This is a genomic window from Saccharopolyspora erythraea NRRL 2338, from assembly GCF_000062885.1.
Classification (GTDB): Bacteria; Actinomycetota; Actinomycetes; order Mycobacteriales; family Pseudonocardiaceae; genus Saccharopolyspora_D; species Saccharopolyspora_D erythraea.
Genome location: NC_009142.1, coordinates 2,810,138 through 2,822,016, shown reverse-complemented (window position 1 = coordinate 2,822,016; position 11,879 = coordinate 2,810,138). Strand labels below are relative to the sequence as shown.

Below are 11,879 nucleotides of genomic sequence, written 5' to 3'. Positions count from 1 at the left end.
GGTGTGGGCGGGCGAAATCGGACCCACTCCCTGACAAGTAGGGAGTGATCAGCGTGGAGGACTGGGCAGAGATCCGTCGGTTGCATCGGTGTGAGGGCATGCCGATTCGGGCGATCGTCCGGAAGCTGGGTGTCGGGCGGAACACGGTGCGGCGGGCGTTGGCTTCGGAGGGGCCGCCGCGGTATCAGCGGCCGTCGAAGGGCTCGGTCGTGGATGCGGTGGAGCCGCAGGTTCGGGCGTTGCTGGCGGAGTGGCCGACGATGCCGGTGCCGGTGATCGCCGAGAGGATCGGCTGGCAGCGGGGTCTGACGGTGCTCAAGGACCGGGTGCGGGAGTTGCGGCCGTTGTTCCTGCCGCCTGATCCGGTGTCGCGGACGGTGTATCAGCCCGGTGAGCTGGCTCAATGCGACTTGTGGTTCCCGCCGGTCGATATCCCGCTGGGGTTCGGGCAGGTGGGGCGTCCGCCGGTGCTGGTGATGGTGTCGGGGTATTCCCGGGTGATCGCCGCGAGGTTGATCCCGTCGCGGCAGGGCCCGGATCTGCTGGCTGGGCATTGGGCGTTGCTGTCGGGTTGGGGGCGGGTGCCCAAGACGCTGGTGTGGGACAACGAGTCCGCGGTCGGGTTCCGCAAGGCCGGGCGGCCGGTGCTGACCGAGGCGATGAACGCGTTTCGCGGGACTCTTGGGATCGCGGTGATCCAATGCCGACCGGCTGATCCCGAGGCCAAGGGGCTGGTGGAGCGGGTCAATGGTTATCTGGAGACCTCGTTTCTACCTGGCCGCAGCTTCACCGGACCGGCTGACTTCAACGCGCAGCTGGCCGGTTGGCTGAGGCGGGCCAACCAGCGTCACCATCGCGTCCTGGGATGCAAGCCGACCGACCGGTGGGAGCACGACCGGCAAGCCATGTTGACCTTGCCGCCAGTGGCCCCGGTGGTGGGTTGGCATGCCGGTATCCGGCTGCCGCGCGATCACTACATCCGGTTGGGCGCCAACGACTACTCGGTGCACCCGTCGGCGATCGGTCACCGCGTCGAGATCACCGGCGATCTCGACACGGTGACCGTGGCCTGTCAGGGCCGCTTGGTCGCCCGCCATGACCGGTGTTGGGCGGCGCACCAGAGCATCACCGACTCCGACCACGCCACCGCCGCGGCCAGGCTGCGTCAGCAAGTCCGCCGGGCCAGCCTGCGTCCGGTCGACACACCCGTCGAGCACCGCGAGCTGGCCGACTACGACCGCGCACTCGGCCTCGACACAGCCGCCACCGCCGAGGGCCAAGGGGTGGCGTGATGGCCGGCAAACCCACCACCAGCAGCAACAGTCGCAACGTGGCTTCCGAGATCGCCTACCTCGCCCGAGCATTGAAAGCACCATCGCTGGCCGCAGCAGTCGAACGGCTGGCCGAACGCGCACGGGCCGAGGACTGGTCCCACGAGGAGTTCCTGGCCGCCTGTCTGCAACGCGAGGTCGCCGCCCGCGAATCCCACGGCGGCGAGGGACGCATCCGCACCGCCCGATTCCCGAGCAGGAAGTCCCTCGAGGAGTTCGACTTCGACCACCAACGCTCCCTGAAACGCGACACGATTACGCATCTCGGAACACTGGACTTCATCGCGGGCAAGGACAACGTGGTCTTCCTCGGTCCTCCCGGCACCGGCAAGACCCACCTGTCCATCGGACTCGGGATCCGGGCCTGCCAGGCCGGACACCGCGTCTCGTTTGCCACCGCCGCCGAGTGGGTCGCCCGGCTGGCTGAGGCCAGCCACGCCGGACGGCTCCAGCAGGAGCTGGTCAAACTCGGCCGGATCCCCTTGCTGATCATCGACGAGGTCGGCTACATCCCCTTCGAAGCCGAAGCCGCGAACCTGTTCTTCCAACTGGTCTCCTCCCGCTACGAGAGAGCCAGCCTGATCGTCACCAGCAACAAACCCTTCGGCCGCTGGGGCGAGGTCTTCGGCGACGACGTCGTCGCCGCGGCCATGATCGACCGCCTCGTGCACCACGCCGAAGTCATCTCCCTGAAAGGAGACAGCTACCGCCTCAAAGACCGCCAAGACCTCGGTCGCGTCCCCGCGGCCACCAACACCAACGACTAAACATCAACAACCAGGGTGGGTCCATTCTCAGCCGCCGCAGCCGGGTCCACATTCGGCCGCCGTTGACACGGAACACATCCGGGCCGACGAACAGAGACCGAATCTGCGCGGCGTTCGAGCCGTCTGCCACTTTTACACCGTCTTCGGACGCAGAAGCACGCAGCAAACGCGGTAGTTCCACATCGCTCATCGCCTCGGCCGCTTCCCAGCCCGTTAACCTGGATTTCCTCCGACATGCTCCAGCGCCCTCACGGAGGAGGATCCGTGCGCTCGCCCGGCTGCAATGCCACGTACAACCTGCCCACCGGATCCAGCCAAGCCTGGCAGCGACCGTACAGCTCCACGGCAGGCCAACCTGCGAATCCAGGTCGAAGGATGACGATTTGCCCTATCACATCTGCCCGTCCGTGCACTGCCGTCGAGCATGTCGACGACGTCTGGGCTGACATGGAGCAAGCACTACCGCTACCCAGCCGATGATCAGTCGGCGAGCTTGAACGCCGGCTCCGGCTCCCGGCTTCTCGGCGGCCGGCCGGTAGCCTGCCCGCCGATCGCCGTTGGGCCAGGACCTCCCATGTGGAGTGTCCCCAACCGCCGTCGGCTCCCGCACCCAGTACCGCGCGAAGCCTGCCACGATCGAGAACTTCGTCAGCCCCGGCGTAGTCACGAAACCGCTCGGCTTCGCGGGCGCCTCCGGCAACGGACACACACCAGCAAACAGGCACCGGTCCGCCTCGGCCGGCCCTCGTCGACCTGGACGGCGTCGCGATAAACGTGACCACAGCGCAGCGCGGGCGCCCAGGCGTCCGCGAGACGCCTCACGCGGTTACGGATCCCCTTCACCGCCCCGGCCGACCAGTTGAGCGAGAGTATTCGCGGGTCGCCACCGCGCGGCGCGGCTACCCTCCGGCCGCCGATCCTGCCGCCGCCGTGCACGCGATCGTGCCTGAAGCCATTGCTTTCTCGATGTTGGCGGGCACCGGTTCGAGAGCGAGGACTCGGCAGGGTGATCTCCGGCATGGCAGCGCGTTGTGAGCGGCGCCAGGCAGCCGCCAGGACCGCTGGCCCGCCCTCCTCAGGATCACGGGATCACTGGAGACCGTAAAATCAGTCGACGCTGCCCGTGGGTGTGCCGTGTCGACTCGGCAGCGAGGGTGTGCGCGTCCGCAATCGCCTGGCTCGCGCCCTGCTCCAAGTACTGCAGCCGCTTCGAGTTCCTCCGGACCGCCCCATTCCGCTTCACCGCGCTCGAAACCCCGGACTCGGAACACCGCTGCCTGGTTGACCATCCGGCCCTGCCGCAGCGGGTACTGCCACCAGCACGTTCATGTCCACCGGCAGCGGTCTGACCTCATCAAGCCGGAAGCCCGCCTTCGTCAGCAGCGTCCCGTACTCGGACCTGGTTCGTTCCCTGCCGCCGGTGATGGCGAGCATCTGCATGTCCCAGGGCGCGGTGAGTGAGATGTCCGGCGCGCCGGTTTCGGCATCGGGCAGGAGACGTTCGAGCACCAGCAGTTCGGCGCCCGCCCCGCAGGCACGTCGGCAGGCCGCCAGGATGCGGACGCAGTCCTCGTCGTTCCAGTCGTGCAGTACTCGCGACAACAGGTAGATGTCTCCGCTGCCGGGCACCTCGGCGAAGAAGTCACCGGCCACCGAGCTGAAACGGCTGCGGTAGGACGCATCTTCGTGTTCGGCCACAGCGTTGCACGAGACGTGCTCACGGTCGAACAAGATCCCGGACACTTCCGGGTTCTCGCGCAGGATCGCGCGCAACAGCGTGCCGTTTCCCCCACCGATGTCGACCACCATCGCGCCTGCCGGGAACGGGAACGTCCGGGAGAGCTCGTCGGCAACCAGGTTCGTGACCGCCTGCATCGAGCGATCGAACGTGCGTGCCGTCGTGGGACGCTCTGCGAAGTAGTCGAAGTGCTCGACACCGTACTTGTGGCTGAACGCGGTATGCCCGGTGCGCACCGCGGAGGCGAACTCGCGCCAAGCGTCATAGAACTCGCCACCGTACATGCGGGTCAGGTCGCTGAACGGGCTGTCCGCTCTCAGCAGCGCGCCCAGCGGGGTGTTGGAGTACTTGTTCTCGCCAAGACGTCTGACCACACCCAGGTGCGTGAGGTAGCGGAGCAACCGGTCGACCGCGGCAGGGTCGCAGTCCGTCTGCTGCGCCACGTCCCCAGCCGTCAGCGGTCCTTGCCCCAGCACGTCGCAGAGTCCGATCTCCACGGCCACGTGAACCGCTCTGGCAGCCCAGTGGCCGGCCAGGATCGACAGCAGCTTGGTGGGTGCGCCTGGCGCCTCCGCACCGCTGCGGATGTGTGCGGCGAGCACGTCGGGGTAGTGTCCGGCGCAGGTCAGCTCGAAACGCGCGGGAAGCCCCTCCCGGACAGGCGCACGGAAGTAGAGCACCGACCGGCCGCCCGACTCGACGTCCTGGTGTGGGTTGTAGCCACCGCCGTCGGGAACCATCGCCATTTTTTCCGTGCATATTCTCCGCGCTCTTTCGGGATCCCCGGTAAGCACCCATGCCAGGTGCGATTCCCAGTCATGCGCGCGCTCGTCGGCGACCATGCCAGGCGCGGCACGCTCCGCGCACGAACGGGGAACGGCGAAAACCTCGACCCCCACCTGCGCGTCGGACCGGGACGACGCGAGGATGATGGAGACTTCCAGGGACTCCTCGGGCACGCCGTAGCGGCGAGCCAGGCGGTTGCGCACAACAGTGCTGGCGACCGTCGCACTGGTGTCGAAACCCGATTCGGCCAGGAAGCTCCGCACATCGTCGACGCTGTCCGGAAACACCAGTGTCGCGACGTGGTTGAAGGCCGCTTCCGATGCCAGTTCGTGAACGTCCTCCTCGTTGGCGAACTCGCCGGCCACGTGCACCAACGAGTCGCGGCCGACGAGTTGTTGCGCCTGCCCGATCGCGATCTTCAATCGCTGTTGGTCTTGGCTTTCCAGCAACGCTGACCCTCGATTCGAGTTGGTTCGGGCACGATGCGGCGTTGACCGCCGGTCCGCGGGCTTACGGGAAATCTTTCGATGACATCGCTTGGTGGTCACCGACCGCCGCCCCAGGCCCACCGCTCGTTGGCCACTCCGAAGTACCACCCGCACCAGGCGGCCGACCCTGCCGCGCGAGCAATCCCCGGGGGCCCGCGGAAAAGAGCCGGGCAGCGGAGGTGATCGCGCTGGTCAGATCTCACCCGAGACCATGAACCTCCCTCATGCGAAAGGACTCCTTACCGGTCAAGCGCTCGCCCTCCGGACGAGGCAGGGGCACGGGCGACCGATCGCGGATGACGGTCTTGCTGCGCATCAGGAACTCCGCCAGGTGACCGTCGTGCGGGAGTCCTGGGCCCATGAGGAACGTGGGGCGGTCGCCCACGTGCACGTTGCTGATCGACGGTTCCTCGACCAGCCGTGTCAGGAGATCTTCGTCGGGTGTGATCGCGGTCAGCGTCAAGGTGTTCCGCAGTGGAGCGACCCCGTCGGCGGGTGACCAGGGAGCGACCCACACGCACGGAAACGGCAGCTCGATGTTCACCTGCGGCGCGTCCGCCCGGTCCAGCAGCATGACCGCCGGCCGAAGGACTGCTCCCCCGCCGGGAAGTTCGGCGACGAGATCCGGGCCTGAGATCATTTCGGCGGTATCGAGCCTGCCGCGCAGGTAGTTCTGGAGCGCCTTCGCGCGTTCAACCCTGAACGCGGGAAGGACGGCGTCGTCGGATTCAGGCGGGCGGACCACGATCTCCGACAGCGAGCGGGCGACCTCGCGTGCCACGCCCGGGGCGTCACCATCGACGAACACCGCCGTGGCGTTGACGCAGGCCGTCGCGCCATGCCCGCCGACGGAGTCGACCACCGTGGCGATGTGCCGCTCGCTGTGGCCGTCGGCGAGAAGCACCTTGGAACGGCCAGGGCCCTGCACGAGGATATCCGCACGCGCCCCGTAAGTGGCCGCGACCTCGTCACCGCCGTAGACCATGGCAAGGTCGGCTGCCTGCACCAGCACGTCGGCCACGGTGTGGTCGGTGGGCAACAGGACGACCTGGTCGCTACCGAACCCGGCTTGCCGCAGCGCGCTGACCAGACGATGCGGGGTGAACGGCTCCCGCCTCGACGGCCGAATCGCCACGCGATAGCCCATGGCCAGGGCTTCGAGCCACGCGGCGTGCGTAGCCGGGTGGTTGCCGGGCGCGAGCACGGCGAAGACCTCGCCTTTGCGCGCCCACACCGCCCCGGCTTCGCCGCCGGCGCGCCAGTCGCTCACGGCTCCGACCGGCCGAGCCTGTTGCACCGACTCCTCTGCTGCGGCAGCGCTTCGGGCGATCGATCGGCTGGCATCGCGAACAACGGGCATGGCCACACCCGAAGCGCGGCATACCTCCGTTTCGTGTTCGCGCAAGGAAATGCCGTCCACCTCGTTCATGAACAGCTCGCCGACCGCCGCTAGTCGATCGGCGCGTTCTCCGGGCGGCATCGGCCGCGCTCGGCGGAGCGCGTCGAGGTTCCGCTTGACGTACAACCGGGGAACCAGGCTCAACTCCGCCATCAAAGCATCGTTCACACCGACCACCTCGGCGGTCCGCGATGTGCTGAACGGCCCGGAAACGCCGAGCGCGTCAAGCCGGCGCACAGTCGTCATCAGTACACCCCTTCGATGACCTCGGAGTCGTCGAACATCGCGACCGGGGACACGTCGGCGACCGACACACCCAGCGCCCCCGCCGGTGGGGCGACGCGGGTAGCCATGTCGCGTTCGAGGTTGTTCGGCAGCAGCAGGGACTTGCTGATGTGGTGCATCACGACCTGTCCGCGTTCGCCTTCGGCGACATCGACGCGCGAATCCGGGTCGACGACCGAGAACGTCGTGTACGGCGAGAACGAGTCGAACACGCAGGAGCGGGCGCCGGGATCACCGTCGGCGCGCTCCATGCTGCCGCCGAGAATCATGGTGCTGCCGTACTGGCCGACAAGCGCGACATCCGGAAACACCTCGCTTCGCAGGACGTGCCTGGTATCGGGATCCATGTGGGCACCACCCCACATGATCAGCTTGACCTTCTCGTTGATCAGCTTGAGCAGCCGGTCGCGGTCGGCCATGCGCTCCAGCAGCGGCGGTGTCGCCACGAGCACACCGATATCCTGCGATGCCAGAATCGTCTCGACCTGGTCGACAACGTGCTCGGCGTAGCGTTCGGCCTCCTGCGCGCGGTCTTCGCTCAGGCACTTGCGAACCCATCGGGGGTCCAGGTCGACCGTGAAACCTATGCCGCCGCGCATTCTGGGCAGTTCGGCCATCAGCCGGCCGAAGATGTGCGGACCGCTGGGCGCGACGGTCAACCAGTTGACTCCGGAGGGACACCCGAAGTCGTCCATGCGAGCCGACTTCCACACCAGGGAGCGCTCGAACCAGTCGGACACCAGGACAACGCGCTTCGGCGCACCCGTCGTTCCGCCGCTGTCGTACGCACCGATGACATCGGCCCGTCCGTACCCGCGCGGGATGAGGGCTTCCAGCGGTGCGTCCCGGAGTTCGTTGACAACGTTCGGGAACAATCTGAGATCGGCGTGCGTGCGTACGTCGCGGCGCGGGTCGAACCCCAGGGAGCCGGCCTTCCCCAACCAGAACGGCGAACCTGTCCGGGGATCGAAATGCCATTCCATCGCCGCGGAGATGAAGTCGGTCTCGGTCCAGTTCCGGTCGGCGTACAGATCAGGAGTCGCCACGCGGTCGGACATCGATGGTCCCCAAACTTTTGGTGGTGCTACTCGGAAGCACTGGTGATCGCCTCAGCGTGCTATTCATCGCTGTGATCGATGACATGTATGCTGCGGCGTCCCCGCAAGGGTTTCAAGTGGTCATGCCTGGTAGTGCTCGCCAAGTTGCACGAAGGTCCCCAGCGATCCACGGCTCCGCCGGACCCTTCGGCCGGTCGGGCGCGAAGGTGCGGCAGTGGTGCGACCAACGGGCGTTCGATCTTTCGGGATGCCGCGCGCCGGACGCTCGTAGTTTCCGCAACTAGGTCCCGCCGCACTCGCCGGGCTGCCTACCACCAGTTGACGCACTGATCACCGAAGACGCCCGGTTCCCCGACGACATCGGACAGGTGACCGGGTCGCTCATCCCACGGCTGGCCGAGGACTGCGCCGGCACATCGTTCGTTGACTGAAGGCGGCTGGCCTGGGCTGCTCCACCACGACTCGTCGGGGTCCACATCCACCTTGCGGTTCACCGCGGCGCGCCCCTGCCGGACCGAGCAGGGTCAGTGCCTCATCTCGCGGGTTGCGCGTGCCCACCGGTCCACCTCGCCAGGGTGTCGGTGCCGAAGTACGTGGCCGTGTTCCTGCCCAACCTCACCCTCGGAGACTTCCGACTACATGACCGGCCAGTCCGTGATGATCGACCGCGGCCTCCATCTTCTGAGCCGCCGGCAGTACAGGTGGAACGGATCGCGCGGTTCGGGCTCCCCGCATCCGCCAGATCGGCAACCTGAAGCGGCCCCGAGATCCTGGGCCGAACATTAACATTGTCACTGTTAGTTATCACGTGCACGTTGCCCGGGGCCTGCCGCCGCCCAAGCGGCGCTGTGACCCACCAGGCAAGCAGGCCCGATGGCACCAGCGCCAAAGAGGCAGGACAGCGACGACAACGGCGTCGACGACGGGCGCCAGCGAGGCGGGTTGCGCCATCCCGCACCGGCCGCGTCAGCGCCTTCGACCAGGCGCCGCGGACGGGACAGGTGGCGACCGGGTCGCCGAGGAGATGCGCGAGCGGGTAGACGTCGTACCGGCCTCGCTTCGTGGGCAGGCCGTGACGGCGCGATACCAGTCAGCGCGTGCAGCGCTCTCAGTGTCCCGAAAATTAACTACAGGTATGTTAACTTGAACGCGCCACATGATACTCTGCTTCGCGAAACAGTGTCGCAGATCACGTCGAGAGCCTGACGCCCGCCACGTCAGGAGACGTGTACGCCCGATCCCTGGAGATCGTGATGCCCCGTCAGTCCCCACCCTCCGACCCGCGCCGGATCGCCCAGGACGACGCCGAACCCGGCGACTTCGGCAACCCGGCAGGCGTGCTGGAGCGCATCGGTATCCCGCAGAGGCTGTTCTGGGGTTTCGTCGCCGTGCTGATCTTCATGGTCGGCGACGGCGTGGAGACCACCTACCTGTCCGACTACCTGCAGCAACCCGAGGGGGGCGGCCTGCCCGGAGCGACCGCCTCGTTCGCCACGGTCACGCTCTACGGCGTGGCGGCGATGATCGCCGCCTGGTTCTCCGGGACACTGTCGGCGATCTGGGGCCCGCGACGGGTCATGTGGCTCGGCGGTGCGTGGTGGATCGTCTTCGAGGCTCTCTTTCTGTTCGTGGCCATCCCCTCGCACAGCGCCACGCTTATCGTGGCCGCCTACGGCGTCCGCGGCTTCGCCTACCCGCTGTTCGCGTTCGCCTTCCTGGTGTGGGCGCAAGTCGCCAGCCCGGCCAGCATGCGCGGGTCGGTCGCTGGGTGGTTCTGGTTCGCCTTCACCGGCGGCCTGCCCACACTCGGTGCCGCGGTCGCCGCGCTTGCCATCGGCCCGTTGGGCATGAGTCTGTACGACACGCTCGTGCTGTCGATGGTCCTGGTGAGCGTCGGGGTGCTCCTCGGCTCGTTCGCGGTGCGCGAAAAGCACGGCCTCCAGCCGATCGCTGACAGCAGCGTCGACAACCCACGCAGCCTCAGGCGCCTGGGTGAGGGCGTGGGCATTCTCTGGCGCGACCGGCGCACCCTCGCCGGCGGGCTCGTCCGGATCGTCAACACCGCTCCGCAGTACGGCTTCTTCGCGATGTTCCCGTTCGTCTTCGGCCCCGCCGCCGCGGGCGGCGGGTTCCTCAGCGCCGCCCAGATCGCATCGCTGGCCTCCATCGCCTACGGCGCGAACATCGCCGCGAACCTGTTCTTCGGCGTCTTCGCCGACCGCTTCGGCTGGCGGCGCACCGTGACCTGGTTCGGCTGCGTGGGCTGCGCGATCGCCACGCCGGTATGGTACTTCGGCGCGGTGGCCGCCCAGAACTTCGCGGTGACCGCGACGTTCGGCGTCCTCTACGGCGTGCTGCTCGCCGGGTTCGTACCGCTGTCGGCGCTGATGCCCTCGATGGTCGCGCGCAAGGACAAAGGCGCGGCGCTGGCGGTGCTCAACCTCGGTGCCGGCGGCGCGGCGTTCGTCGGCCCCGTCGTTGTGACGGTCCTCTACCCGCTGGTGGGTGGCGGCGGCGTCGCGGTGACGTTCAGCCTCATGTACTTCGGCGTGGCATTGCTGACCCTGAAGATGAAGGACGAGAGCGACCCCGGAGAACGCAAGCCCGCACGCTCCGCCCTCCCGGTGACGACTGTCCAGACCATTCTCTAGCCCGGCGGCCGACCGGGTTTCCCGACAGCCGACTGCCGCGGCGCGCACCCCGGGCACAGCGGACGGGAATTCGTTTCGCCGGGCTTGCGCGACCGGCTCGACCGATCGTTCCTTCATTGAAACTCCGCCGCGCCCGAAAAGCACCGCGGCGCAGACGGTCAGGTGCTGCCTGCTGACCGAACTCCACACCACTGATACTACCGAAATGGGGGACCTCGCCATGCCGGAGACAACCACGGAGAAGATCCGCGTGGCCATACACATATCGGACTCCCTGACCCGCATAGGGCTGACCAGTTTCCTGGCCGGAGACGCACGTATCACCGAGGCCGGCAAGGACGACGCCAATGTGCTCGTGGTCGCGGTCAAGAACGTCGACTCATCCACGATGACCACCCTGCGGGATCTCCGCGCCAACACTACCGCCCTTTTCCTCCTGCTGGTGGAGCACCGCTGGAACGCCGATATCCCCACAGCGCTCGAACTGGGCGTGCGCGCCGTCCTGTGGCGCCGCGACTTCAACGCCAAGATGTTCCTCCAAGCCATCCGCACGCTCGGCGAAAGAGGGGGTTTCTTTCCCCACTCGCTGCAAGGCGCGCTCATCGATCAGGTGCAAAGGGTCTACCGCGAGGTGCTGGCGCCACAGGACCTGGCCATGTCCGGGATAACCAATCGCGAGATCGATGTGCTCCGCATGGTGTCCGAAGGGTTCGATCTCAAGCACATAGCGCAAGAACTGCACTTCTCCGAACGCACCGTCAAGAACGTGCTCTACAATTTCACGAACCGGTTCAACCTGCATAACCGCGCCCATGCGGTCTCCTACGCCATACGGTCCGGCCTCATCTAGATGGTTGGTTCCCGGGCTCTCAATGGTCGTAGGCGATGAGGGAACGTTTGACCGCCGGGGCCCGGTCCCCATGGCCCTCGAGCGAGAGCTGGGCCTTGGCGGTGTTGATGGTCGACTCGATGCGTTGCCGGATCAGCGCGAGGGTGCGTGACAGCGGTTCTCATCGCGGCGGTCAGGCCGGATGAAGGTGATGCCGGGTTCGGCCATGTCGCGCTGGAAGTCCCTGCCGGCCAGCCTTTGTCGCCGATTGCGAAACCCCGCTGGCCAGGGCCGCGAGGTCGTGGGCGTGGCCCAGCGGTTCGGCGGCGACCTCGCGTTCGCCGATTCCAGGGCGGCCAGGCACCACGCCAGCGCGATGCCGTCCAGGCTGGTGACCAAATACAGCTTCAGGCCCCAGCAGAAGCGCGAGTGCGAGGGACAGTAGCCCTAGCCTGCCCACCTGGCCAAGGCTGACGCGGGCTGTGCTGGTTCAGCCAGCCGGTGCCCATCTGGTGGACACCGGCCGACCAGGTCTCTCATCTTGCGG

At 67.3% G+C, this 11,879-nt stretch carries 8 protein-coding genes; 5 read left to right on the top strand and 3 right to left on the bottom strand.

Translation table 11 applies throughout. The features are described from left to right. Nucleotides 1-44: 44 nt before the first annotated feature. Nucleotides 45-1,292: an IS21 family transposase gene (istA, locus tag SACE_RS12705; RefSeq protein ID WP_044547340.1), complete on the top strand. Its 1,248-nt coding sequence runs from the start codon at nucleotides 45-47 to the stop codon at nucleotides 1,290-1,292. After that, a complete protein-coding gene (gene istB, locus SACE_RS12700) occupies nucleotides 1,292-2,098 on the top strand; it encodes an IS21-like element helper ATPase IstB (RefSeq protein ID WP_009950495.1) in 807 nt (268 codons plus the stop codon). The genes istA and istB overlap by 1 nt, the downstream gene beginning before the upstream one ends. 1,239 nt (nucleotides 2,099-3,337) lie before the next feature. Here istB and SACE_RS12695 read toward each other — a convergent pair. The 3 genes from SACE_RS12695 to SACE_RS12685 form a co-directional block, all read right to left on the bottom strand. After that, nucleotides 3,338-5,044 carry a methyltransferase gene (locus tag SACE_RS12695; protein ID WP_009950497.1) on the bottom strand — a complete coding sequence of 569 codons (1,707 nt, stop codon included), beginning with the start codon at nucleotides 5,042-5,044 and terminating at the stop codon, nucleotides 3,338-3,340. Between the two features lie 265 nt (nucleotides 5,045-5,309). After that, the gene (locus SACE_RS12690) at nucleotides 5,310-6,755 is read right to left on the bottom strand and encodes an aldehyde dehydrogenase family protein (protein ID WP_009950498.1); all 1,446 of its coding nucleotides are present in this window, start codon (nucleotides 6,753-6,755) and stop codon (nucleotides 5,310-5,312) included. Continuing rightward, nucleotides 6,755-7,852 (bottom strand): AMP-binding protein, encoded by a 1,098-nt coding sequence (locus SACE_RS12685; RefSeq protein ID WP_009950499.1) that lies wholly within the window; start codon nucleotides 7,850-7,852, stop codon nucleotides 6,755-6,757. Before SACE_RS12685 ends, SACE_RS12690 begins: the two co-directional genes overlap by 1 nt. A 1,226-nt stretch (nucleotides 7,853-9,078) precedes the next feature. Here SACE_RS12685 and SACE_RS12680 point away from each other — a divergent pair. From SACE_RS12680 to SACE_RS37570, 3 genes are all read left to right on the top strand, one after another. Then, nucleotides 9,079-10,503 (top strand): MFS transporter, encoded by a 1,425-nt coding sequence (locus SACE_RS12680; protein ID WP_009950500.1) that lies wholly within the window; start codon nucleotides 9,079-9,081, stop codon nucleotides 10,501-10,503. A gap of 205 nt (nucleotides 10,504-10,708) precedes the next feature. Next, nucleotides 10,709-11,353: a response regulator transcription factor gene (locus SACE_RS12675; protein WP_009950501.1), complete on the top strand. Its 645-nt coding sequence runs from the start codon at nucleotides 10,709-10,711 to the stop codon at nucleotides 11,351-11,353. Between the two features lie 247 nt (nucleotides 11,354-11,600). Then, nucleotides 11,601-11,777, top strand: coding sequence for a hypothetical protein (locus SACE_RS37570; protein WP_011873752.1), 177 nt, complete (start codon nucleotides 11,601-11,603; stop codon nucleotides 11,775-11,777). Nucleotides 11,778-11,879 lie beyond the last annotated feature (102 nt).

What these genes read in the sequence shown, in the direction of transcription:
- istB (WP_009950495.1), top strand. Translation starts at nt 1,292, where the DNA reads ATGGCCGGCAAACCCACCACCAGCAGCAACAGTCGCAACGTGGCTTCC.
- SACE_RS12685 (WP_009950499.1), bottom strand. Translation starts at nt 7,852, where the DNA reads ATGTCCGACCGCGTGGCGACTCCTGATCTGTACGCCGACCGGAACTGG.
- SACE_RS12675 (WP_009950501.1), top strand. Translation starts at nt 10,709, where the DNA reads ATGGGGGACCTCGCCATGCCGGAGACAACCACGGAGAAGATCCGCGTG.
- SACE_RS12690 (WP_009950498.1), bottom strand. Translation starts at nt 6,755, where the DNA reads ATGACGACTGTGCGCCGGCTTGACGCGCTCGGCGTTTCCGGGCCGTTC.